23 protein-coding genes are annotated in these 23066 nt (G+C 43.5%); 5 read left to right on the top strand and 18 right to left on the bottom strand.

The genetic code is table 11. The annotated features are described in order from the left end of the window. Positions 1 to 5: 5 nt before the first annotated feature. Positions 6 to 737, top strand: coding sequence for a Sir2 family NAD+-dependent deacetylase (gene cobB / locus L1D15_RS12210; protein ID WP_239875840.1), 732 nt, complete (start codon positions 6 to 8; stop codon positions 735 to 737). Between the two features lie 7 nt (positions 738 to 744). On the opposite strand, the gene L1D15_RS12205 is transcribed toward cobB, so the two are convergent. The 6 genes from L1D15_RS12205 to potA all read right to left on the bottom strand — a co-directional run bounded on the left by L1D15_RS12205 (position 745) and on the right by potA (position 6733). Further along, positions 745 to 1539, bottom strand: coding sequence for a GGDEF domain-containing protein (locus L1D15_RS12205; protein WP_239875839.1), 795 nt, complete (start codon positions 1537 to 1539; stop codon positions 745 to 747). An 80-nt stretch (positions 1540 to 1619) separates the two neighbouring features. Further along, positions 1620 to 2657 carry an extracellular solute-binding protein gene (locus L1D15_RS12200; RefSeq protein ID WP_239836955.1) on the bottom strand — a complete coding sequence of 346 codons (1038 nt, stop codon included), beginning with the start codon at positions 2655 to 2657 and terminating at the stop codon, positions 1620 to 1622. A 173-nt stretch (positions 2658 to 2830) separates the two neighbouring features. Further along, positions 2831 to 3865 (bottom strand): extracellular solute-binding protein, encoded by a 1035-nt coding sequence (locus tag L1D15_RS12195; RefSeq protein ID WP_239875874.1) that lies wholly within the window; start codon positions 3863 to 3865, stop codon positions 2831 to 2833. Positions 3866 to 3988: 123 nt separating this feature from the next. Further along, on the bottom strand, positions 3989 to 4759 hold the full coding sequence (gene potC, locus L1D15_RS12190; protein WP_239875836.1) for a spermidine/putrescine ABC transporter permease PotC: 771 nt from the start codon (positions 4757 to 4759) through the stop codon (positions 3989 to 3991). Further along, complete coding sequence (gene potB / locus L1D15_RS12185; protein ID WP_239836951.1) at positions 4759 to 5619, bottom strand: spermidine/putrescine ABC transporter permease PotB; 861 nt, start codon at positions 5617 to 5619, stop codon at positions 4759 to 4761. The genes potC and potB overlap by 1 nt, the downstream gene beginning before the upstream one ends. Next, entirely contained in the window at positions 5600 to 6733 is a 1134-nt protein-coding gene (potA, locus tag L1D15_RS12180) for a spermidine/putrescine ABC transporter ATP-binding protein PotA (protein WP_239866409.1), read from the bottom strand. Before potA ends, potB begins: the two co-directional genes overlap by 20 nt. A gap of 364 nt (positions 6734 to 7097) precedes the next feature. On the opposite strand from potA, the gene L1D15_RS12175 reads away from it, so the two are divergent. Genes L1D15_RS12175 through L1D15_RS12165 form a run of 3 tightly spaced genes read left to right on the top strand, consistent with a single transcriptional unit; the run spans position 7098 to position 9419 of the window. Next, on the top strand, positions 7098 to 7910 hold the full coding sequence (locus L1D15_RS12175) for a hypothetical protein (protein ID WP_239875834.1): 813 nt from the start codon (positions 7098 to 7100) through the stop codon (positions 7908 to 7910). Next, positions 7879 to 8745 (top strand): glucosaminidase domain-containing protein, encoded by an 867-nt coding sequence (locus L1D15_RS12170; protein ID WP_239866413.1) that lies wholly within the window; start codon positions 7879 to 7881, stop codon positions 8743 to 8745. Before L1D15_RS12175 ends, L1D15_RS12170 begins: the two co-directional genes overlap by 32 nt. A gap of 14 nt (positions 8746 to 8759) precedes the next feature. Beyond that, entirely contained in the window at positions 8760 to 9419 is a 660-nt protein-coding gene (locus tag L1D15_RS12165) for a DUF2987 domain-containing protein (protein ID WP_239875832.1), read from the top strand. A gap of 55 nt (positions 9420 to 9474) precedes the next feature. Here the strand turns inward: L1D15_RS12165 and ttcA are convergent, their stop codons facing one another. From ttcA to ccoN, 11 genes are all read right to left on the bottom strand, one after another. After that, positions 9475 to 10407 carry a tRNA 2-thiocytidine(32) synthetase TtcA gene (gene ttcA, locus L1D15_RS12160; protein WP_239875831.1) on the bottom strand — a complete coding sequence of 311 codons (933 nt, stop codon included), beginning with the start codon at positions 10405 to 10407 and terminating at the stop codon, positions 9475 to 9477. A 139-nt stretch (positions 10408 to 10546) separates the two neighbouring features. After that, complete coding sequence (gene uspE, locus L1D15_RS12155) at positions 10547 to 11494, bottom strand: universal stress protein UspE (protein ID WP_239836940.1); 948 nt, start codon at positions 11492 to 11494, stop codon at positions 10547 to 10549. A 129-nt stretch (positions 11495 to 11623) separates the two neighbouring features. Next, on the bottom strand, positions 11624 to 12373 hold the full coding sequence (locus L1D15_RS12150; protein WP_239836938.1) for an FNR family transcription factor: 750 nt from the start codon (positions 12371 to 12373) through the stop codon (positions 11624 to 11626). A 90-nt stretch (positions 12374 to 12463) separates the two neighbouring features. Further along, a complete protein-coding gene (locus tag L1D15_RS12145; RefSeq protein ID WP_239875830.1) occupies positions 12464 to 13135 on the bottom strand; it encodes a sulfite exporter TauE/SafE family protein in 672 nt (223 codons plus the stop codon). Continuing rightward, positions 13132 to 13296, bottom strand: a complete 165-nt coding sequence (ccoS, locus tag L1D15_RS12140; RefSeq protein ID WP_239836935.1) for a cbb3-type cytochrome oxidase assembly protein CcoS — start codon at positions 13294 to 13296, stop codon at positions 13132 to 13134. Before ccoS ends, L1D15_RS12145 begins: the two co-directional genes overlap by 4 nt. 1 nt (position 13297) lies before the next feature. Continuing rightward, positions 13298 to 15670, bottom strand: a complete 2373-nt coding sequence (locus L1D15_RS12135; RefSeq protein WP_239875828.1) for a heavy metal translocating P-type ATPase metal-binding domain-containing protein — start codon at positions 15668 to 15670, stop codon at positions 13298 to 13300. 7 nt (positions 15671 to 15677) lie between these two features. Further along, the gene (locus tag L1D15_RS12130) at positions 15678 to 16157 is read right to left on the bottom strand and encodes a FixH family protein (RefSeq protein WP_239875827.1); all 480 of its coding nucleotides are present in this window, start codon (positions 16155 to 16157) and stop codon (positions 15678 to 15680) included. 104 nt (positions 16158 to 16261) lie between these two features. Then, positions 16262 to 17239 (bottom strand): cytochrome-c oxidase, cbb3-type subunit III, encoded by a 978-nt coding sequence (gene ccoP / locus L1D15_RS12125; protein ID WP_239875825.1) that lies wholly within the window; start codon positions 17237 to 17239, stop codon positions 16262 to 16264. Beyond that, the gene (locus L1D15_RS12120) at positions 17236 to 17412 is read right to left on the bottom strand and encodes a cbb3-type cytochrome oxidase subunit 3 (protein ID WP_239866425.1); all 177 of its coding nucleotides are present in this window, start codon (positions 17410 to 17412) and stop codon (positions 17236 to 17238) included. The genes ccoP and L1D15_RS12120 overlap by 4 nt, the downstream gene beginning before the upstream one ends. A gap of 15 nt (positions 17413 to 17427) precedes the next feature. Beyond that, complete coding sequence (ccoO, locus tag L1D15_RS12115) at positions 17428 to 18048, bottom strand: cytochrome-c oxidase, cbb3-type subunit II (protein ID WP_239866427.1); 621 nt, start codon at positions 18046 to 18048, stop codon at positions 17428 to 17430. Between the two features lie 13 nt (positions 18049 to 18061). Beyond that, positions 18062 to 19489 (bottom strand): cytochrome-c oxidase, cbb3-type subunit I, encoded by a 1428-nt coding sequence (ccoN, locus tag L1D15_RS12110; protein ID WP_239866429.1) that lies wholly within the window; start codon positions 19487 to 19489, stop codon positions 18062 to 18064. A 258-nt stretch (positions 19490 to 19747) separates the two neighbouring features. Here ccoN and L1D15_RS12105 point away from each other — a divergent pair, with 258 nt between their 5' ends. Beyond that, on the top strand, positions 19748 to 20110 hold the full coding sequence (locus L1D15_RS12105; RefSeq protein WP_239866432.1) for a hypothetical protein: 363 nt from the start codon (positions 19748 to 19750) through the stop codon (positions 20108 to 20110). Positions 20111 to 20220: 110 nt separating this feature from the next. Here the strand turns inward: L1D15_RS12105 and L1D15_RS12100 are convergent, their stop codons facing one another. Further along, positions 20221 to 23046, bottom strand: a complete 2826-nt coding sequence (locus tag L1D15_RS12100) for a hypothetical protein (protein WP_239875823.1) — start codon at positions 23044 to 23046, stop codon at positions 20221 to 20223. Positions 23047 to 23066 lie beyond the last annotated feature (20 nt).

Here is a 23066-nt window from a genome sequence, read left to right as displayed (position 1 = left end):
TTGATATGACGTTTCCTTACAACAACATAGTAGTACTCACAGGGGCTGGAATTTCAGCCGAGTCAGGAATCCAAACGTTTAGAGCTCAGGATGGCTTATGGGAAAATCACCACATTGAAGATGTAGCAACGCCAGAGGGATTTGAACGCAACCCTGATCTTGTACAAGAATTCTACAACCAGCGTCGCTTCAAACTTCAGGAAAAGGGTATAGAGCCGAATGCAGCCCACCTTGCTCTAGGGCGCCTTGAAAAGGAATTAGAAGGCACTGTTACCATCATCACGCAAAATATCGACAATCTACATGAGCGTGGCGGTAGTCAAAATGTAATCCATATGCATGGAGAACTATTGAAAGCAAGATGCAGCGAATCAAATCAGGTGGTTGAGAAGAAAGGAGAGGTGAACACAGGTGATCTTTGCCATTGTTGTCAGATCCCTGCTCAGATGCGCCCTCATGTTGTATGGTTTGGAGAAATGCCTCTGCGAATGGGTGATATCTATGAATCGTTAGAGAAAGCTGATTTGTTTATTTCAATAGGTACTTCTGGAGTAGTGTATCCAGCCGCAGGCTTTGTACATGATGCAAAGATGCATGGAGCTCATACGCTAGAGATTAACTTAGAGCCAAGTGCCATTGAGAGTGAGTTCGAAGAAAAACGATATGGCAAGGCAAGTATAGAGGTGCCTAAGCTGGTTGAGGAAATTTTGGCTCTGCAGGAATCAGAGGTTAAATAAAATAAGCTCAATTGCTCTCGGCGCGTTTGCGTTGAGAGTTTTTCATTTCATACATAGCTTTATCAGTTTTTATCAGGTTTTCTTTTAAGGTTTCAGGTGTTGAGGACTCAATACCGTAGCTGAAGAGTATCTCTTCTTCAATAAGTTCCTCTTTGATTCGCTCGATAAGAGCTTCACCTTCTCCAGGGCCAACCACAATCACAAATTCATCTCCGCCGATACGAAAGGCCTTGTCTGTTGGATTAACCGATGCATTAACGGCTTGTGCAAAACGAATAATGGTTAAATCGCCACTCGCGTGGCCATGCGTGTCATTGATTTGCTTTAGACCATCCAAGTCGATATATATCAAATCGAATTGTTTACGATCAATCGAGAACAATTTTTTTCGGTTAAATAGGCCTGTCAGTTCATCCGTGTAAGCGTGCTCGTTCATTTGACGAAACAGTTGGGTGACACCAAAAGCAATTAATAGGTAGGCAATCTGAATTCCACCATCTTCAATCAGCGTATGAGTAAACTCGTTATTGTCTGCCCATCTATCTAGAGCGGGTATTTCAGTCAAGATATCATACGCTTGATCAGCGATTAGTAGTATTAAGCCCCACTTTAGGAAGTTGTTATTGCGATAAATTTCCCGAGAAACAGAGTAGATAAAGAGAAGAACGAGCAGAGTATTGGTTTCGAAAAGAAGGTCACTATAGGATTCCGGATGTGTTTGATAACTGATTGCCGTAACCAATATCGCAAGAGCAGAAAGTACGCAGAAGCCAGATAGGAACCTTTTGTATCTTACAATCATAGTGCCCTCGGCTTAGGTGAAACAAATAAAGCGGCCAGAGCCGCTTTATTAAGTATATAACTGAAAACAAGTTTACGTGTTTAGTTATCGACTTTTAGTTTTTGAAAGTACTCATCGTAAAGCACACTTGCCTCTCCAACTTCGTCTTGCCAAGTACCGCTGTCCATCACTTCCTGCGGAGGGAAAATGCTCGGATCATTTGCAAACTCTTCAGGCAGTAGTTTATGAGCAGTAGCGACTGGTGTCGGGTAACCGATTTCTAGAGCGATCTTGGCGGCATTCTCAGGACGTAATAGGAAGTCGATCATCTTATGTGCCGCATCAACATTCTTCGCTTCAGCTGGAATGGCTAGGCTATCCATCCAAAAGATTGTGCCTTTTTCTGGCCAGATAATATCAATAGATGCACCTTCTTGACGTGCCATGTATGCAGAACCATTCCAAAGCATGCCAAGAGACACTTCACCAGCTAAATATGGATTTGCAGGGAAGTCTGAGTTGAACACTAATACGTTTGGCATCAGCTTTTTCAGCTCTTCGTAGGCTGCTTTAATTTCGTCTGGGTTGGTTGTATTTGGTGAGTAGCCAAGCTTAGTCAACGCAATATGGAAAACTTCACGTGAGTCATCCATTAGCATTAATTGACCTTCCCACTTGCTGTCCCACAAGTCGTCCCATTTAGTAACGGAAGACTTATCTAGCATGTCAGAGTTAATACCAATGCCCGTCGCACCCCAGATATAAGGGATAGAATAATTGTTGTTTGGGTCGAAAGGCTTGTTCAAGAAGTTTGTATCAAGGTCAGTGAAGTGTGACAGTTTCTTCTTGTCTATTTCTTGCAGCATACCTTCTTTACGCATCTTAGAAACGAAGTAAGTAGACGGTACTACCAAATCGTAACCAGATCCTTGAGTCTTAAGCTTGGCGTACATGCTTTCATTTGACTCGTAGGTAGAGTAAATAACCTTAATTCCCGTTTCTTTCGTAAAGTCTTCAAGAACTTCATTTGGAATGTATTCAGACCAGTTATAGAAGTAGAGTTCTTGATCAGCAGCCATTGCAGGGGAAGCAATTAACGTCGCTGCGCAAAGTGCACTTGCATAGAATTTACTTTTCATTCTTTTTCCGTTTTGTTTTTGCTGAATCAGTCAATCGTCAACCCTGACGATATTTGGAGATTAAGCCGTGAGTAAGGATGTTTATCGTAACGACAAACCATACAGAGAAGAATTATATCAGCCAATAACGAAAATAGGCAGCTCATGCTGCCTATTTCGAAGAAAATGAATGCTTATTGACCTGATTTGAGCTTCATAAAGTAATCTTCATATTTTACTGTCATACTGCCAACGGCATCTTGCCATTCGACACGGTCAAGGTCTTCTTGAGAAGGGAAGAGTGGGGCGACATCTTTAAACTTCTCATTGGATGCTTGAACTGCAGTAAGGTACCCAGTGTCACGCGAAATTTGTTCTGCAATCTCTGGCCTTAGGAGAAAATCAATCATCTTATGAGCAGCATCTACATTTTTTGCACCGGATGAAATTGCAAAGTTATCCACCCAGCCAATTCCTCCTTCTTTAGGAAATATAAGCTTGAGGTTCATGCCTTCACTTTGAGCGGCTGCCGCACTGCCATTCCACAGCATGCCTACGCCGACTTCGCCTGACATATAGGGTGCACCCGGATTATCAGAGTTAAACACTAGTACGTTAGGCATTAATTTTTGCAGCTCAGCATAAGCTTCATCAATCTGCTTCGGGTCAGTTGAGTTGCCGGAATAACCCAGTTTACGTAGTGCAATGTGGAATATTTCACGCGTGTCATCCATCAGCATGACCTGACCTTCAAGCTCTGGATTCCACAAATCTGCCCAGCTTTGAAAATCATTAGGGTCATACATATCGGCGTTAACAGCTAGGCCGGTAATCGCTACAACGTGAGGGATAGAGTAGTCATTGCTTGGGTCATAAGGTTTATCCAGATAGTTTTTATCCAGATTATTAAAGTTGCTCAGTTTTGATTTATCGATTTTTTGCAGCATACCTTCATCGCGCATTTTGGCGACGAAATACGTCGAAGGTACAACTAAATCGTAACCTTGATTGTGTGTCTTTAGCTTGGCGTATAAGGTTTCATTTGACTCGTAAGTCGAGTAGATAACCTTAATACCTGTCTCTTTGGTAAATTGTTCCAGAAGGCTGCTACTGATATATGGCCCCCAGTTCATAAATACCAGTTCTTTGTTTTCATCGGCGAACACTGAACTTGAGAACAGTGAAAGCGCACATGCACTACCAGCTAAAAAAGTAGCCCATTTTTTCATTGACGTTAGCTCCAAACCAAACGTTGCCATAATACTCTTTGGATAAATCTCTGAGCATGTTGGCGGTCGATAGAAAAACAGAATGACATCAAGCCATTCTGTTTCATGAAATAAGGTGTAAATCTATTTAACTTTTTCTCTCGCGAGTAACTGAGAAATCACGACTAAGATGAGTGACACTATCAGCATGACAGTAGCAAGCGCGTTCACTTCTGGAGAGATTCCCACTTTAACCATTGAGTAGATCTTGAGTGGCAATATCTCATAAGTTGGTCCTGTCACAAATGAACTAATGATGACGTCATCCAGTGATAGAGTAAAACTCAGCAACCAGCCTGCCGCCACAGCGGGCTTCGCCAGTGGCAGAATGATTTGTTTGAGAATAACCCATTCGCTAGCACCAAGGTCTTTGGCAGCCTCAAGCATTTTTACATCAAAGCCATTTAAGCGGCTGTAAACCGTAACCACAACAAAAGGTAAACAGAAGGTAATATGCGCAATTAACAGGGTGAAAAAGCCCAGTTGTGCACCCAAAACCAAAAACAGCGCAAGCAACGAGATGGCCATTACAATATCGGGTGACATCATAACCACGAATAACATGCCGTTGACTGCGCTTTTTCCTTTAAACGTATAACGGAATAGGGCAACGGCCGTTAGGCTACCGATCACAGTCGCTGCAGTCGCCGAAAAAACCGCGACATTCAATGAGTGCCAAGCCGCTTGCATTAAGCTGTCATTATTAGTTAACGTTTCGTACCACTTGGTGGTAAAGCCTCCCCATTTCATGCCGAATTTATTGGCATTAAATGAGTTGACGATCAACACGATGATTGGCAAATACAGAAATGCATAAACCAATGCCATAAAGCTAAATCTAACTGTACGTCCCATTAGTTTAGCTCCACTTTTTTATTCAATAACTTACCGGCTCGGTAGTAGGCATAGAGCATGATCGCCATGGCAATAGTCAGTGCGATACTCGTCGCGGCGCCAAATGGCCAATCTCGAGCATTAAGGACCTGACTTTTAATCACGTTACCAATGAGCAAGTTCTTCGCCCCACCAAGTAGATCCGCAATGTAGAACATGCCTAGAGCAGGCAGAAGCACTAGCAGGCAACCACCTATAATACCTGGCATCGTCAGTGGCAAAATCACTTTTGTGATCGTCTGAAATTTGTTCGCGCCCAGATCTTTCGCCGCTTCAATGTAAGTATCATCAAGTTTCTCGATAGCTGAATAGAGTGGCAAAATCATAAATGGCAGTAGGATATAGACTAAGCCGATCATCACCGCTGTCTCGGTATACATCAGACGAATAGGTTTTTCGATGATTTCCATTGCCATTAGGGATTTATTCAATACTCCTTGAGTCCCAAGCACAATCTTTAGGCCATAAGTCCGGATCAGTGAGTTTGTCCAAAAAGGCACAATCACTAAAAACAGCATGATAGGTCGCCATTTCTCTGGCATCTTTGCGATGATGTAAGCAAAAGGATAACCAATCACCAAACACAGTAATGTTGCTACAATCGCCATATAGAAAGAATGCCATAGCACTTTTGCATAGAGCGGATCCATCAAACGAAGGTAGTTATCGAACGTAAATGTTAGTTCAATCAGATTCGCTTCATCACGGGTCAGAAAACTGGTACCAATGATCATGAGGTTGGGCACAAGCACAAACAGCGCTAGCCAACCGACAATCAATGTGATGATGGCGTTCTGCAGATTAAGCTTTTTGCTTATCATTAAGAACCACCTCCCAGCTTTCAACCCAAGTGATCGCCACTTTCTGGCCTAATGAATGGTCAACATCAGGATCATCCTCATTGAAGAACTCACTCACCATAACGCGAGTCCCTGAGTCGAGTTCAATCACTGAGTCTAAGGTCATGCCTTTGTACGTACGTTCTGTTACGTGGCCAACAATCCCTTTTTGTTCGGATTCGTTAATTTCTTCTAATCGGAGATCTTCCGGGCGGAGCAGGACTTGAAGTTTGTCTCCTGTCAGAGCTTCGTTACCGTAGTAAACAATCGATTCAACACCTTCAATTTCAGCGCGAATTCGCTTCTCATCGATACGTTCTATCATGGTTGCGTCAAATACGTTGATTTCACCAATAAAGCGAGCAACAAATAAATTCTTAGGCTCTTCGTAGATCTCACGAGGCGAGCCGTCCTGTTCAATTACGCCGTCGCGCATCACAATAATACGGTCTGACATTGAAAGCGCTTCTTCCTGATCGTGTGTGACAAAGATAAAGGTGATGCCAAGCTGGCGCTGAAGCTGTTTAAGCTCTATTTGCATCTGTTTACGCAATTTGTAATCGAGAGCTGACAGAGATTCGTCAAGTAACAAAACCTTGGGTTTGTTGACTACGGCACGTGCAATCGCGATACGTTGTTGCTGACCGCCCGAAAGCTGATGTGGTTTACGTTGCGCCATTTTTTCAAGACGCACCATTTTCAATGCTTCGATGACACGCGGTTCAATGTCAGTGGAGGGGACTTTCTGCATACGCAAGCCAAAGGCCACGTTGTCAAAAACGGTCATGTGTGGGAACAAGGCGTAACTTTGGAATACAGTGTTGACGTGTCTTTGCTCAGCAGGAACATGAGTGACATTCTGACTATCAAGAATGATGTCACCATTATCAGCGGCTTCAAAACCGGCAATCATCCTTAATACAGTGGTTTTACCACAGCCTGACGGACCTAAAATGGTTAGAAATTCACCATGATTCACATCAAGGTTAAGATTTCTGATAATCTCTTTGCCATCAAAGCTTTTGCTTATACCAGTTAAACGGATAACTGGCTGTCCTGCGTGTTGTTTAGCGTTCAACGTCTGTCTTTCTCCCAATCGGCCAACAGAAATGACCCGTAGTTACACAAATTAGAGGCGCGCATCATAATCACCAAAAGTGTGAAATCAAAGTATTTTCTTACCTTGAAACACAAAAAATTTTGCAGGTTAAGGTAAACATTTTTTACCATACTGTTTTAAGGTGACTCTAATACTTTAAACATAGAAAACTTATGGCAAATTTAGGCTTTGATTGCGCAGTTAATGGTCAATTATCAATCATATGGGTAATAAAGCAAGAAGATGAGTACGAATCGATTTTGGACTTGGTAAGGTTTCAGTATAATGTCTGGATGTCGTAACATAACTCTTAATCAACAAGTTAGCTTAGTGCATGATGTATTAAGCGCTGGGTTCAATAATGAATAATGATATTGAAAAAGATTTCAATTTAGGTGGAAGTGTTGAGCGTGCTCTTTCTGGTGACTACGAACTTAAGGTAGGCGAAGTGCTCAGAGAAGCGTGGAGCCATACAATCAAAAACTTTTTGTCGTTTTCTCCCGCTATTGTTGTCTTACTCGTCGTTCAGTTAGCGATTTTCTATATCGCGCTTAAACTGCAGTTAGGTGAACCATCTATTATCTTTGATGCGTTCACAAATATCTTTGATGCGTTCACAAACCCAGAGGCGTTTGAGCCTCGTATGATCCAAGCCATCTTTATTGCTAAATTCAGTTATGAAGTGGTGAGTGCTCCTATTTATGCTGGTGTTAGCTTAATGGCGATGAGCCACGCAGCAGGCCTACCTACGAAGCCTCGCCATATCTTGAAGGGGCTTCAGCATACCATGCCTGTGATTCTGGCGACTCTGTTTAGCTTATTGCTTCAAGGTGTTCTGCCATTCCTTTCTATGTATCTGTCCCTTGCGTTCAGTAACTCTATCCTTCTCATTTGTGAGAAGCAGATCCCACCGATGCAATCTTTACTGCTGTCATTACGTGCGGTGAATAAAAAGATTTTTGTTTTGGCAGGGATCTACTTATTGGTTATGCTAATGTTCGTTGCTGCAGCCAGGTTCTATGGTCTTGGTTTGATTCTTGTTTTACCGTTCTTCTTTCATGTGAAGGGCATAATCTATCGCAATATGTTTGGTATCAAACTCAAGATTGTCACAACGGACAGATCGAAAGATGAGGATGACAATGACGACGATTCACAAGTGTTCAATGCGTAAAAGTGAATTCATTGCTATCGCTACAGCTGGCTTAATCGCCAGCTGTAGTTTTTATAGCTACGAGAAAAATGAAGCACAGGAACGTGAGCGCAGGAAGCAGGACCAAATGCCAGAGTATTCGATTTCATTTGACGGTCACTCGGTGGGTCAAGCGCCAGAATTTTCAGCTATCACGGATGTGAAGGCAAAGAAAAAAGCATTTTTCGATTATTTACGCCCAGGTATCGCCTTTGAGAACCAACGTATTCTCGATGAACGAAAGCGCCTAAATAAGATACAAGCCCGCTTACAAGCTGGGCAGCTTTCGAGTAATGATACGAATCATGCAAAACGATTAAGCGAGCTTTATAACGTTGAACTTGAACCTTCTGGTATAAACCAGCAATGGCTGGATCAAATGTTTCATCGCGTTGATGTGATACCGGAAGCCTTGGTTTTGGTTCAAGGGGCCAATGAATCTGCTTGGGGGACCTCACGCTTTGCGATTCAGGCAAACAATTACTTCGGTCAGTGGTGTTACAGCACAGGCTGTGGACTGGTTCCTATGGCGAGAGGTGAGGGGATGACTCATGAAGTTGCTAAGTTCAGTTCAGTTCAGCAGTCGATTCAAGGTTACTTTATGAATGTGAACCGGAATCTTGCTTATGAAGAGCTGCGAGAAATTCGTTATCAACGCCATCTTAGTGGCGAAAGCCTCACAGATACTGATGCAGCGATTGCTCTGACCAATGGCCTGTTGAAATACTCTGAGCGGGGTGAGGCCTACGTCAAGGATTTACAAGCGATGATCAGGCACAATCAGGCGTTCTGGGAAGCGCCCCTAACTAAAGAATAAGTACCGCATAATCAATGAAAAAACTACCGTTAGCCTTTTTAGCAGCCACCCTCTCAACTGTGGTGGCACTGCCTGTCTCTGCTCAAGAATACATGTTTACCTACTCGAAGCTCTTTACTCACATGAAGCAAAATGTGAAAGAAGGACATGAAGACGTCAAAGTCGGGTTCTTTTTCCTCAATGTGGATACAAAACAAAACTGCATTATCGAGAAAGCATGGATGGAAAAAGAAGAACACTATGAAGAGTTAAAGTCTTCTCCTTACCACGAACTGATCGTTCCATTGGATAACAATCTTAAATCAGCTAACCCTCTGGTTTTTGTTCAAACTCCAAGAGATCAACGCTGTGATTTCTCAATGGTTGTGATGACTAAAGAGCCGCTTAAAGGCAAAGTTACTTATGAAGACGTTGAGAAATTAATGCCACAAATGCAGACGATGCTCGAGGATCTGGGGGGAATGTTTGCGAGTTGGTTTACGCCCGACGTTGAAGGCGTGACACTGGAATTCGCTGACAAACTGAACTCTAAAGTTGAATTCTCTGATGGTTCTAGCAAGCCTATCATGGAAGGTAAAGTTCAGGTTGCTTTATCGGATATTGGTAAGGGGGGCTTTATGACGCTGCCACAGGAAACAGCAAGAGTATTACCGTATTTACCAAAAGCAAAGTAATATTCGAATATACAAAAGGGCCGTAAATACGACCCTTTTTTAATACTCAATGCGTTTAGATGTTAGTGACGTCAAGTTGTAAATTCGGATCAAACTCTTGAACTCTATCTTCGTCAACGATCTCTTGTGTTGGCATCTCTTCTTTATCAAAACCGATATCCCCGCCATTAATAACACCAGAGTCTTTATCGATAGACTTAAAATCGAATAATTCATGATCAGCTAAGTGACTCGGCACTACATTTTGCATTGCACGGAACATGGTTTCAATTCGACCAGGAAAACGCTTATCCCAATCGTTCAGCATCTGCTTAATATTTTGACGTTGTAGATTTGGCTGAGAACCACACAGATTACATGGGATGATAGGATAACCACGCATATCTGAGAATTTGATAATATCTTTCTCACGACAATAAGCCAGCGGACGAATTACCACATGTTCACCGTTATCTGATACCAGCTTAGGTGGCATGCCTTTCATCTTTCCGCCATGGAACATGTTTAGGAACAGTGTTTCTAAAATATCGTCGCGGTGGTGACCTAGAGCAATCTTAGTCGCACCTAGCTCGTTCGCGGTACGGTATAGAATGCCACGACGTAGGCGAGAACATAGAGAACAAGTTGTCTTACCTTCAGGGATCTTGTCCTGAACAATCGAGTAAGTATCTTCTTCTACAATTTTGTACTCAACACCCAAAGACTCTAAGTATTCAGGAAGAATATAGCCTGGGAAGCCTGGCTGCTTTTGGTCTAGATTCACAGCAATTAGCGAGAAGTTAATCGGCGCACTTTTTTGCAAACTCATCAGAATATCAAGCATAGTAAAGCTGTCTTTACCGCCTGACAGACAAACCATAATGCGATCGCCTTCTTCAATCATGTTGAAGTCTTGAATCGCTTGGCCTGTATTACGACGAATACGCTTTTGTAACTTGTTGAAGTTGTATTGTTGAGCTTTTGTTAGCTCTTGAGTTTGCTCAGTCATTCGCTTGCAGTCTTAATCAATCATGAAACCAAAATGAAGTGGGTATGATACGGATAAATGAATTAGATGCCAGTTCTAATAAATAGAAGGCAATAAAAAATCCCCTTAAGTTATCTTAAGGGGATGAGAAGAGGCTGAATTACACGGCGGTTTTTGGGTCCAGAGGGCTTATATAACCTTGTGGTTTGAGGGCTAATACATCACAGTTTATTTTATCAATAACATGTTCAGCGGTATTGCCGATGAAAACAGCAGATAAACCAGTGCGGCCAGTGGTTCCAATGATCACCATGGCAGCATTTAATTTTTCGGCTGCTTCTGGAATGACATCTTCAGGCAACCCTTGTTCCACGATTGTTTGTTGTTCATCATAACCATGCTTCTGGCGTAATGCTTTCATCGCTGTGAGGTGATGACCACGAACCGCATCACTGTAAGTAGTAGGGTCAAATTCGGGTAGTTCGATCGTGATATTAGCCGGAGTGATAGGGTAAGCGTTAACTAGATAGGGCTTAGCACCAAGGCGCTCTGTTAAGCTTTTCATCTGCTCAACCATACTATCATTGAGTCCGAGATGAGTATCATTTTCAGAGCCTACATGAACAGAGGCGAGAATGCTTGCATCTTCCGGCCAATCCGCATTTTTCACCAGTAATACAGGGCAAGGGCATTTACGGAGCAGGTGCCAGTCTGTTGGGGTGAAAATTACTGACTCAAGGACGTCATGTTTACGTGTGCCTTTGATGACAATGTCGTGGCTTCCCGCAAAAGTTTCAGCGATGATCGCTTCGTAAGGGCGATTATGCCATACCACTTTCACTTCAAAATCAATATTGTCATTCAAATAAGGTTTCGCAACATTTTGCATCCATTGCTCGCGTTGGCCAATAACACCACGGCGCATAGCGTCTCGTTCGTCAACGGACAACATTGAAGTCATGTCATAAGAAAAATCGTAGATAGACAAGAAGAAAGTCACCTGACTGCGAGAGCGACTTTTAGCAGCGAGCTGCATAGCACGAGCTAGGGCAGGTTGTTCATCTTTATTGATGTCTGCAACCACTAGTATTTTGTTATAGATACTCATAGTAACTCCTTAGGAGTGGGAGAGTTATATGACTAATGTAGCCTAGCTGGGAGAAGATTTTTAGAAAAAAAGCTGGGAAGGTGGAAAAAATATGACGCAGCTCTGTTTTGAGCTACGTCATTGAAGTTATTAAGATTCTGTTGAAACTCCAGCTAACTCCATTAGCGTGTCGTGGTCAAGAATTGTGATGTACTTACCTTTGACACTGAGAATTTCTGATTTTTGGAAACGACCTAATAGGCGGGAGATGGTTTCTACAGTTAAGCCTAGGTAATTACCGATGTCGCCACGTGTCATAGTCAAACGGAATTCGCGAGGGCTGAATCCACGCTGAGAGAAGCGAGTCGATAAATTATAAAGGAATGCGGCTAAACGCTCTTCTGCATTTTTCTTAGACAGTAACAAGATCATCTCTTGATCGCCTTTGATTTCGTTACTCATCAAGCGCATGATTTGCTGACGAAGTTTAGGCATTTTTCCTGAAAGGTCGTCTAAGGTCTCGTATGGAATTTCACACACCATCGATGTTTCCAGTGCTTGTGCAAAACTTGGGTGTAGATCACCGGTGATAGCATCAAAGCCCACTAAGTCACCTGCGAGATGGAAAGCGGTAATTTGCTCGTCACCTTGCTCTGTGATGGTATAGCTTTTGATTGTGCCTGAACGAATAGCGTACAGAGACTTTAGCTCGTCACCCGCTTTAAAAAGCTCTTGTCCTTTCTGGATTGGCTTTTTTCGCTCGATGATTTGATCTAGTTGGTCCAGCTCGGACTCATTCAGTGTAAATGGAATACACAGTTGGCTGATACTGCAGTCTTGACAGTGAATAGCACATCCACCGGATTGGACGCGTTTTGTTGCAGGCTTTTCAGAAATCATAACAACCTTCAAGATTTGATATACATCAATATTTTAGCACTCATTAATCCTAAAGGGTAGTTAAAAAAGCCGCAGAAAAACAGGAGTATATCAAGTTAATGATAATATAGTTATTGCTCCGTAAGCTGTGTAGATCCCGTAAGATAAGATCAATAACGCCCCAAAGTTGCGAAAAATCGTCGACTGTTGCAGTTTGTGCAAATAGGTGGCACCAAAGCCCATAAGCAGCATAGCAGGTAAAGTTCCTACCCCAAATGCGAGCATGATTAACGCCCCGTTAACAGCATTACCTGACACGGCAGACCAAGTTAATGTTGAATACACTAACCCACATGGTAACCACCCCCAGATAAAGCCAAATGGAAGCGCATGAGCAGGGGATTTCAACGGCAATAGTGATTTCCCTGCTGGGGAAATGAATTTCCACAGTTTCTGGCCTATCTTCTCGACGTAAAGTAAGCCCTGCCACCAACGACCAATGTAGAAGGCGAGTATCATCATGAATACTGCCGCTCCCAGCCTCAACCAAGTCAACGCGTTGTTCAGTGAACTGATTTCGGCAATAGAAGAGATAGCGCCACCAACGATGGCACCGAGACTGGCATAACTCAACAGTCTGCCTAGATTATAAAAGACAGGAACCCATTTAGAGCTGTGGGTTTGCCCCATGGTAAGCACTGAAGCAATGCCTCCACACATTCCCATACAGTGGCCTGCACCGATGATCCCTATCAGTAGAGCGCCCAGCCAATCGGGTGTCATTTGTGGGGACTCTTGTTCTTCTCGTCTTCATCAAACAGGATGTTATGACCTTGTCGCTCTAGATCCTCAAATTGATCGCTTTTAACTGCCCATAGGAAGATTGCAATAGCGACACACACTAATACGATAGCAATTGGGATCAGAATATAAAGGCTTTCCATCTTATTTACCTTTCTCTTTGAGCAAGCGTAGAGAATTAGATACTACAATAATTGAGCTTGCAGACATACCAACAACTGCAAAATATGGTGCAACAAACCCAGCGACTGCTAATGGCAGAATCAACACGTTATAGCCAAGAGACCAAATTAGGTTTTCACGGATGATTTTACGTGTTTGCAAAGCCAGTGTGCGAGCTTCAAGAATCCGGTCAAGTTGGTCACCCAGAAGGACCATATCTGCTGAGGCCTTTGCTACATCAGCACCGCCCCCCATAGCAATTGAAAGGTGTGCTCCTGCAAGAGTAGGGGCATCATTAATGCCATCGCCAATCATCATTGTCACATCCGTTCCATCCACTTTTTTCAGATACTCAAGTTTATCTTGAGGTTTGGCTTCGGCAATAACGGTTTCGATACCGATTTCTTTAGCGACAACATTTGCATTTGATTCAGAATCACCCGTTAACAGAGTGACTTTGATGCCTGCCTGCTTGAAACGTTCGATGAATGTTTTGGACTCAGCCCGAATTGGGTCTTGGTATGTGAAGGTGGCAATGTGCTGATCATCAAGGCTTAGGTAAACGGAGTTAGGTTCCGCTTGAGCTTGTTCGCCTAATATGAAGTGTGCACTGCCAATCTTAACTTTTTTGCCTTGATGGACACCTTGAATGCCAGAGCCAATCATGTTTTCAACATCAGTGACTTGAATATCAACATTTTGATATGATTTAAAAGCTCTCGCGATCGGATGATTTGCGTGCGATTCCAGTGAGGCCGCGAGCGCTAGGGCTTCTTCTTTTGAGGTATCAGAGAAGGTGTTTACTTCACTGATCACTATATCGCCATGTGTTAGCGTGCCAGTTTTGTCGATAATAAGATGGTTGACTTTACAGAGAGTCTCAAAGACGTGGCCTTTTCGAAGTAATATCCCGAGGTTACCCATTCGAGAAGTGGCACAAGTTAATGCGGTTGGTGTTGCCAGAGATAGTGCACAAGGACAAGTTGCCACTAAAACCGACAGCATGATCCAAAACGCGTCGTCAGGTTTAGTTTGATGCCAGAAAAACCAAGTACCTGCTGCAATGACCAATATGATAGCGACAAAGTAGCGAGCGACAACATCTGCAATTTGCGCGATTTTAGGCTTTGATAGCTGGGCTTCATCTTGTAAGCGAACAATATTGGAAATCATTGAGTCTGCTTTTGTGGACATCACCTCAAGCTCGAAAGATTCTTCACCATTCAAGGTGCCTGCATACACATGGTCATCGATATTCTTGACCACTGGTACAGATTCACCAGTTAACATGGATTCATCAATATGGACACGCCCTTTAATGATTCTCCCGTCTGCAGGAACGTGCTCTCCCGGAAGAACGCGAATTTGGTCACCGAGTTTGAGTGTTTTTACAGGGACCTGATCGCCATCCAGCTTTGTTGCAATAGCGGGGATAAGCTTTAGAAGGTTGCCACTTGCCGCCGCCGCTTTACGCCGAGCACGCATCTCAAGAAAGCGACCTACGAGTAAGAAAAACGCAAACATAGAGATGGACTCAAAAAAGACTTCACCTTGCTCAGTGACGGTTGCTACCAAGCTGGCAAAGTAAGCGAAGATCATGGCCAATGAGACGGGAACATCCATGCCTAGCGTTCGGCTGCGAATGCTTCGCCATGCATTGAGGTAGAATGGAAGGGCAGAGTAGAGCATTACTGGGGTTGCGAAGATTAAACTCACCCAACGAAAGTAGCTTTTAAATTCAGGCTCTAAGTCACCAAAGACTTCCAAATAAAGTGCGACAGCCAGCATCATCACTTGCATGGTTGCCAAACCAGCAATACCCAGTCGATAAAGGTATTGCTTCATGGATTCATGATAGGCGGCTTCTTGTTTGTCTGCTTCAAAAGGTGCGGCTTTGTAACCGAGCTGATGAATACTAGAAAGCAGTTCGCTGAGTTTAGTTTGGGTTTTATCCCATGCTAAGATTGCGCGGTTTGTCGTGGTATTGACTCGAATAGAAAGAACACCAGTGCGAGTGGAAACTTGTTTCTCTATCAACCATGCACACGCGGCACATGATACACCCTCTAGTGACAAGGTCACTTCGGCTTTGTCTTCGGCGTTTCTCACAAACTCAGATTGGACTTCTTCGTTGTCATAATGAATCAGTGCCTGAAGTTGTTCAGGCACCAAGTCGGCTTTTTCCGCGGGGGCTGTACGATACTGGTAGTAAGAGACTAAGCCACTATCGACAATCGTTTGGGCGACAGTTTCACAACCAGGGCAGCACATTGCCCTGATTTCTCCTAAGATTTCGACTTTAAAGTCCGTGTTGACTGGTACTTCTTCACCGCAGTGATAACACGATTCACACATAAGCTGATCAGTTTGATAATTCTACAGGAGATGATGAAGGGAAGGTGACTCGGCCTTGAACCAACCACTGTTTATCATGTGGGGTGAGTTCAATAAACCACGGCCCCTGAAGCTCAGAATTTAGAGATAAACGGTATTGACCCTTTGCATCCGATGTCAGTAGCTGGTTGAAATCGCGATCTGGCAGAGTTCGGTGCGCGAACATAGCTGTGATCGCAGGAAAATGGTCTAGCTCGCCTTTGTCAAACTGAATGATGACATCATTACCATCGGAAAAGACCTTTGCTGACAAGCCTAAATCTCTTGCAACATTGATCTTCGAAATGTCGATGTTGATTCCTTTTCCTTTTTTATAGTAATCCTCAGTCACCAGAGACACCGAATTATTAGAAAATACGATGACAGTGATGATTGTCCAAACAACGACGGTTAACGGCAGGATGATTAGGAACCACGGCCAAAACTGCTTATACCAAGGCTTTACCATAAAAAAGTTCTCGATTAATAAAATAGAATCAGGGAGTTAACTCTAAAAGAAAGACAGCCCCATTACCATCTATAGAAAGTAAGGGGCTGTTGTTGAAATGTAACTTATTGTTCCGAGTTGCTTAAGCTCCAGACGTAAGCTGAAACGAGTTGGACTTTATCTTCGCCCAAAATGTCTTTCCACGCTGGCATCACACCAGAGCGTCCATTCATTACTGTTTCAGTCACATCAGCGCGAGAACCACCGAACAACCAGTCCTGATCAGTCAAGTCAGGAGCACCAACAGCAGGGTTACCCTTACCATCAGTACCATGACACGCCGCACACACAACAAAGCGCGCTTTACCCGCTTCTGCTTCACGTGCGTTAACAGAGCGTCCAGAAAGGCTTAGCGTGTAGCTAACCACTTCTTTAACACCTTGCTCACCAAGCGCGTCTTTCCATGCTGGCATCTGACCGATACGACCTTGCATTACTGTCGTTACAATCGCTTCTGGCTCACCACCATATAACCACGCATCATCAGTCAGGTTAGGGAAACCTTTTTGACCACGAGCGTCTGAACCGTGACACTGAGAACAGTTTTGCAGGAACAATCGTTGACCTACTTTCACTGCTTCATCGTCAGCGGCGATTTCTGGGATAGGGCGCAGCTCAGAAGAGCCATCAACGTACGCCAGACGCTTGAACGCTTCACCGAAGTAAGTTTCAGCATCGTCTAGCTCTTTCGCGTATTGCACAAGCTGTTTGTTTTCTTGAGATCTAGCGATAGATGCTTTTGATTCTTCCACGGTTGTTACTAGTTGGTCAGAACTCTGCCAGCCCAGCACACCTTTGAAGCTACCCATACCTGGATATAGCGTGAAGTAAACTGCTGCGAATACGAATGTACCAACAAACAGATATGTCCACCATTTAGGTAGTGGGTTGTTTAGCTCACGAATACCATCGTATTCGTGACCCATATCTGCACCTTCTTCAACGCCCATTTTATCTTTAAGGCACCAGAAGAGTAGTGCAGCACAGCCGACCAGTGTTCCGACTGTGATGATGATGATCCAAAGACTCCAAAATGTCGTCATTGCTTAGTCACTCCTTGTTCTTTTGAGGGCGTTTGCTCTTCATCGGCAAAAACAAGGTTCGCAGCTTCATCGAAGCGGGCTTGACGACTCTTGCCATATGCCCACCAAACTACACCTATAAAGCACACGAAAAGCACTATGGTCCAAATACCATGAATAGTACCGATATCCATAATTTCACCCCTTTATTACTTCATTGCGTGACCAAGAGACTGAAGGTAAGCAATGATGGCATCCATCTCTGTTTTACCTTCTACATCTTTAGACGCGTTTGCGATTTGTTCATCCGTGTATGGAACACCAAACTGATCGCGGAAGACGGTTAGCTTTTTCTCTGTGTTCTTGCCATCAAGAACGTTGTCAGCCAGCCATGGGAACCCAGGCATGTTTGACTCAGGAACAAGCTCACGTGGATCAAGTAGGTGAACTCGATGCCACTCGTCAGAGTAACGGCCACCAACGCGTGCTAGGTCTGGACCTGTACGCTTAGAACCCCATAGGAATGGGTGCTCATATACACTTTCACCAGCAACAGAGTAGTGACCATAACGCTCTGTTTCAGAACGGAATGGGCGGACCATTTGGCTGTGGCACACATTACAACCTTCACGGATGTAGATATCACGACCTTCAAGCTCTAGAGCTGTATATGGTCGGAGGTTATCCACTGGCTCAGTTGTTTGTTTTTGGAAAATGAGCGGGGTGATCTCTACAAGTGCACCCAAGCTGATTGCAAAAACAATAAGAATCGCTAGCAAACCGACATTGCGTTCAACAATTTCGTGGCGATTGTTAGAATTAGAACTCATTCTTTAAATCTCCTTATGCCGGCTGTGGGATAGCTTTTAGGCTATCTTTTGGCGCTGTGACAGTCTTATACGTGTTGTACGCCATTAAGAACATACCAGTTAGGAAGATGAAACCACCTAGGAAACGTACGAAGTAGAACGGGTAAGATGCCTGTACAGATTCAACGAAGCTGTAAGTTAACGTACCGTCAGAGTTTACCGCACGCCACATTAGACCTTGCATTACGCCAGAAATCCACATTGCAACGATGTATAGAACCGTACCGATAGTTGCCAACCAGAAGTGCGCGTTGATCATGCTCACAGAGTACATACGCTCTTGACCAAACAGGCGAGGAACTAGGTGGTATACAGAACCGATAGAAACCATTGCAACCCAACCAAGTGCACCAGAGTGTACGTGGCCGATAGTCCAGTCAGTGTAGTGAGACAGTGCGTTAACTGTCTTAATTGACATCATTGGACCTTCAAACGTAGACATACCGTAGAACGATAGAGATACGATTAGGAAACGAAGAATTGGGTCATAACGAAGTTTGTGCCAAGCGCCAGACAGCGTCATGATACCATTGATCATACCACCCCAAGAAGGTGCGAATAGCACCAGAGACATCACCATACCAATAGACTGCGTCCAATCAGGAAGCGCTGTGTAGTGTAAGTGGTGAGGGCCTGCCCAAATGTATAGAGATACAAGCGCCCAGAAGTGAACGATAGATAGACGGTAAGAATAAACAGGACGTTCAGCTTGCTTAGGAACAAAGTAGTACATCATACCAAGGAAACCCGCAGTGAGTAGGAAGCCTACTGCGTTATGTCCGTACCACCATTGAACCATTGCATCCACAGCACCAGAGTAAATCGAGTAAGATTTGCCCATGGAGACAGGGATCGCCATGCTGTTAACGATATGAAGAACCGCTACTGTAATGATGAAGGCTCCGAAGAACCAGTTCGCTACGTAGATGTGAGATGTATTACGCTTGATCAATGTCCCGAAGAACACGATAGCATAAGATACCCAAACCACTGCGATAGCGATGTCGATCGGCCATTCCAGTTCCGCATACTCCTTACCAGAGGTCATACCTAACGGTAGAGTAATTGCTGCGGCTAAAATGATTGCTTGCCATCCCCAGAAGGTGAAGGCAACAAGAGGGCCACCAAATAAACGAGTTTGACAGGTACGCTGTACAACGTAGTAAGACGTTGCGAACAGAGCACTTGTACCAAACGCAAAAATAACCGCATTAGTATGCAGAGGACGTAAACGACTGTACGTCAACCACGGCGTATCAAAGTTTAGCTGTGGCCAAACTAATTGAGCGGCAATCAAAACACCAACGCCCATACCGACAATACCCCATAGAATAGTTACTAAGGTGAATTGACGGACGACCGTATAGTTGTAGTTTTGTTCAAGCTGCTTTTCTTGGCTCATTTGCATGCTTCCAATTTCTAATTAACTACACTTTACTTCCAACACGACACATGTCGTAATGCCACCCAAACCATTAAAGAAAATGACGCCGAAACAGTCGGTTAAACTTTCTTGCCGATTTTTAAAAAAAGTGGCATTTTCAGCCGCCAACTATACTGCATTTAACAATTCAATGACAGGGTAGTAACCTTACGGCTGGTCAGGTTTTGACCTTTTATTTTAAAACTTTGAAGTTTGTTACACGGAGAACTCTACCGAATGGCAGCCGAAAAACTGACACGCTCCCGTTTTGCTCAAATAATCATCATGTTAAGCCTTTTAATTACAGCGTTTATTTGGCGAACACTCACTTATAATGAACAGAGAAATGTCGATTGTGAGTTGAAACCAAGTTGTACTTTTAATGTTAAAAACAGTTCTATCAATGCGTCTCTGGAAGGCTCAAAAGTGATTGTCGAACAGCCTGTCGGAAATTGGCGGCTGAGTAGTGATAATTCACAGCTGAAAATCGAAAATAAAGATGACAATTGGGAGATCGAACTCCCATCGAAAGAGGATTTTGAACTCACTCTTCAAGATCTCGAAGAGGCTCAAATTATTGGTATCAAGTTCCGACTTTAGGTTTAGAAAACCCAGCATGCCAGAGCTATCACTTAAGAGTTGAAGTGATGGCCATTTACCTGCTGAGTTATTTGTGGAGGTAAATGGCCGTTGATTAAGTGGTCAGATTATTACTCGTTCTGCTTACTTTCCTTATCCCTTTCTTCATAGGTCACACTCGCCGGTTGGTTAGAGTGAAAAACAATTTTGAGATTCTGTGTAGCATTATATGGAATAGTTATCTGTGTTGAATCACTTTCATAGTTTACATCTAGAGTATTAACGAAAGATTGAACGGAATGAGTCTCTCTTAGAGGTAATATTAATGAGACGATTTTGAACGATTCACCTGCTTTAAGGTTTTTTGAAGCACTAAACCATTCCCTATTCTCAGGATCCCATCGGTTTTCTGTCGATCTTATGTCAATATCTTCAGCTGAGCTATCGAAGAATATCAAAGTGTCATTGTACTGCAGCTCTCCTGTAGGCAAAGGGGTTGGTAACATTTTCAGTCCACCTCTAAGAAGAACCCAGTTATCTCCCTCAAGCGATTTAAACTGTGGCAATACCTGATAAATAGCCCCGCCTTTATGCTCTCCAGAGTAAGTTGTGGTAGGGGAAAGTGTGTCTAAAACGACAAGAGCGCCGTTGTGGAGAAGGACAGTTTCCCGCTGAGTTGTGACTCCAGGGTACTGGTACTTATGGTATTTCACTATGCCATAAGCGGCATCTTCAGACAGTTGCTGAGTATTGTAATGCTCTAATTCGTAATCAAATGATGGGCTGTACCCCATAACTTCATCAAATTGATCGGTACTGCCAGATGCAGCAACTTCCTTGGAAGGGTAAGGCGCTTCTGGGTAGTCGTATTGAGCTGGATTAATATAGATCCCACTTGTTTTATTGGCTTCTGACCATCGTTTCAAACGAGTGACAGTATGTGCACCATTGAAGTTATGATTATCAATACCGGAGCGGTGATCAGCGGCGGCCTTATGTTGTGTATAACTCAAGTCCATCAACATGTATGGGGCTCTTGGGTGATGCCCAGTCGATAGAATTAACTTATCTTGTACATCGACATAGTTACTGTCTCCTCGACCTAATAGTAACCCGTTATACTCGCAGCATGAGGTAATACGAGGCGTCGTTCGAGAGAGTAAGTCGCCAGAGTTTGGTTTTGCTAGCTCAATATCGAAGGCATCAATACCCAGTGGCCAAAGGTCGGGGACATATTCTTTCCCTGTAAATGGTCCATGATCTTGATACATAAAGGCTTGATATTTTCTCGCCATGTATAAGTAGTGAGGGTGACGCCATAGCCGATAGCCCATTTTTAAAACCCATGGGAGGTTATCACCCGCTGATATTTTGATCTGACCAGAAGAAATGCTTTCCATCGATTTCCCCCATTTCGCAGACTGTCCACTAGGCATAATGGTTCTCGACATACGATCCATCATTCTTAACAAGTGTTCAGATTGAATAACATCGCTTTCTAAGCCGTGCCTTAATGCTATATTCAGAATGATCTGAAACCCGGTATTAACATCGTAATGGGGAGAGTTATCGCCATCATAAGATGTTTGGGTCACGTTCTGCCAAAAAGCAGAGAACGCTTCTTTCATCTTGGGGAATAGGGGGGAGTTTTTATAGAGCAAACTCACCGTAGAGGCGACATCCATAGCAAAGACTTCTTTGTTGTAGCCTGTTGTGTAATAAGGACCGTCGTAATAGGGACCTAAGCCTTCTAAATTTTGGTTTACAAAGTCCTCAAAACGAGCTTTAAAAGCGGTAGCTTCCTCAGTATTGCTATGGAAGGCATCTAGCCTATCTAGTGCCCAAGCGTAGTCCATATAACGTCGGATTGGCGTTACCTGCCTTAGATCGTTAACTTGTCCGTCGCTATCTTCGATTACCTGTGCAGCAATTAACCGGGCTTTCTCTGCTTCTGCATAAAAACGATTGACGGCGTAGTCACGCCAGTGAGGAAAGAACTTCTCATCCGTGATCAAGGTGATCATGCTACGGAGTGCGGCTTTGGAATCATCCTGATTGTTATTTAGGGCTATGAGGTCATCAATAACCTGCTCACTATTACCGGATTTATCCTGCTCAAAAAGATAAGCAATATAATCATCTCGTACAGTTTTCAGTTGATGCTCACGAGACAATATTTCTTCGTCACTCTCAAAGTGGGGCACATAGTCCATAGGGTATAGATAAGCGTTATGGCTAGGCGCTTGCTCTGGTGAGTTGGCTAATTCGTCAAGTTGATTACCATCACCATCTTTTGGTGTTTCAGCAACATCGAGGCTGTGATCTAAACTGAATACAAAACGATCAATAGCGAACCCCTTTTCTCGGTCACTGATTGAAAAAATTAGGGGTTTTCCTACTTGTTGTTCAGAAACAACGAAATTAGTGTCTATTTGGAACCAAAAAAACTTTCCTTCAGAAGGGTTAGTTTGGGGATGAGACTCTTTAGTACTATCTTGGGATTGCCGGCTCCCATCACGTAGTAATTCTTCAGAATCAAAAGCTTTAGCGTAGAAGAATGAATCTTCATTTCCGTAAGATGATCCGTCACCAATTTCAAACATTGAACGTCGATAGTAGAGTCGGTAAGTGCCTAGTGTGTTAAAAACAACCTGATATTGAACGGTTGATTGCTGCATTGGCAGCTGGTAACGAAAATCAGCAAGCAGAGCGCGATCTTGTGAGGGTGGATAACTTGAGTCTGCGGGTAAAACAGACGTCCCAAAATCTGAGGTAAATTCGTTGATTCCTACTACATTGAACCCGTCGTTTTCACCATTATGGCGAATGATGTGATGGTAATCTTCGGCTTCAAATGCAATATAATTGCTCTCTGCTTCCTGATAGAAGGTAGTAGCCATAGTGAGTGACGTAAAACACATGCTCAACACACTAAGCCCCGTTGTTAATGTCTTCATCCTTTTGTCCTTTTCATCCT

This window comes from Vibrio sp. Isolate25 (assembly GCF_022398025.1).
In the GTDB taxonomy this organism is placed as follows: Bacteria; Pseudomonadota; Gammaproteobacteria; order Enterobacterales; family Vibrionaceae; genus Vibrio; species Vibrio coralliilyticus_A.
Note: the sequence above shows the minus strand (reverse complement) of the source record. Positions and strands in the feature narration are given on the sequence as shown.

What these genes read in the sequence shown, in the direction of transcription:
- cobB (WP_239875840.1), top strand. Translation starts at nt 6, where the DNA reads ATGACGTTTCCTTACAACAACATAGTAGTACTCACAGGGGCTGGAATT.
- L1D15_RS12205 (WP_239875839.1), bottom strand. Translation starts at nt 1,539, where the DNA reads ATGATTGTAAGATACAAAAGGTTCCTATCTGGCTTCTGCGTACTTTCT.
- L1D15_RS12200 (WP_239836955.1), bottom strand. Translation starts at nt 2,657, where the DNA reads ATGAAAAGTAAATTCTATGCAAGTGCACTTTGCGCAGCGACGTTAATT.
- L1D15_RS12195 (WP_239875874.1), bottom strand. Translation starts at nt 3,865, where the DNA reads ATGAAAAAATGGGCTACTTTTTTAGCTGGTAGTGCATGTGCGCTTTCA.
- potC (WP_239875836.1), bottom strand. Translation starts at nt 4,759, where the DNA reads ATGGGACGTACAGTTAGATTTAGCTTTATGGCATTGGTTTATGCATTT.
- potB (WP_239836951.1), bottom strand. Translation starts at nt 5,619, where the DNA reads ATGATAAGCAAAAAGCTTAATCTGCAGAACGCCATCATCACATTGATT.
- L1D15_RS12175 (WP_239875834.1), top strand. Translation starts at nt 7,098, where the DNA reads ATGAATAATGATATTGAAAAAGATTTCAATTTAGGTGGAAGTGTTGAG.
- L1D15_RS12170 (WP_239866413.1), top strand. Translation starts at nt 7,879, where the DNA reads ATGACGACGATTCACAAGTGTTCAATGCGTAAAAGTGAATTCATTGCT.
- L1D15_RS12165 (WP_239875832.1), top strand. Translation starts at nt 8,760, where the DNA reads ATGAAAAAACTACCGTTAGCCTTTTTAGCAGCCACCCTCTCAACTGTG.
- ttcA (WP_239875831.1), bottom strand. Translation starts at nt 10,407, where the DNA reads ATGACTGAGCAAACTCAAGAGCTAACAAAAGCTCAACAATACAACTTC.
- uspE (WP_239836940.1), bottom strand. Translation starts at nt 11,494, where the DNA reads ATGAGTATCTATAACAAAATACTAGTGGTTGCAGACATCAATAAAGAT.
- L1D15_RS12150 (WP_239836938.1), bottom strand. Translation starts at nt 12,373, where the DNA reads ATGATTTCTGAAAAGCCTGCAACAAAACGCGTCCAATCCGGTGGATGT.
- L1D15_RS12145 (WP_239875830.1), bottom strand. Translation starts at nt 13,135, where the DNA reads ATGACACCCGATTGGCTGGGCGCTCTACTGATAGGGATCATCGGTGCA.
- ccoS (WP_239836935.1), bottom strand. Translation starts at nt 13,296, where the DNA reads ATGGAAAGCCTTTATATTCTGATCCCAATTGCTATCGTATTAGTGTGT.
- L1D15_RS12135 (WP_239875828.1), bottom strand. Translation starts at nt 15,670, where the DNA reads ATGTGTGAATCGTGTTATCACTGCGGTGAAGAAGTACCAGTCAACACG.
- L1D15_RS12130 (WP_239875827.1), bottom strand. Translation starts at nt 16,157, where the DNA reads ATGGTAAAGCCTTGGTATAAGCAGTTTTGGCCGTGGTTCCTAATCATC.
- ccoP (WP_239875825.1), bottom strand. Translation starts at nt 17,239, where the DNA reads ATGACGACATTTTGGAGTCTTTGGATCATCATCATCACAGTCGGAACA.
- L1D15_RS12120 (WP_239866425.1), bottom strand. Translation starts at nt 17,412, where the DNA reads ATGGATATCGGTACTATTCATGGTATTTGGACCATAGTGCTTTTCGTG.
- ccoO (WP_239866427.1), bottom strand. Translation starts at nt 18,048, where the DNA reads ATGAGTTCTAATTCTAACAATCGCCACGAAATTGTTGAACGCAATGTC.
- ccoN (WP_239866429.1), bottom strand. Translation starts at nt 19,489, where the DNA reads ATGAGCCAAGAAAAGCAGCTTGAACAAAACTACAACTATACGGTCGTC.
- L1D15_RS12105 (WP_239866432.1), top strand. Translation starts at nt 19,748, where the DNA reads ATGGCAGCCGAAAAACTGACACGCTCCCGTTTTGCTCAAATAATCATC.
- L1D15_RS12100 (WP_239875823.1), bottom strand. Translation starts at nt 23,046, where the DNA reads ATGAAGACATTAACAACGGGGCTTAGTGTGTTGAGCATGTGTTTTACG.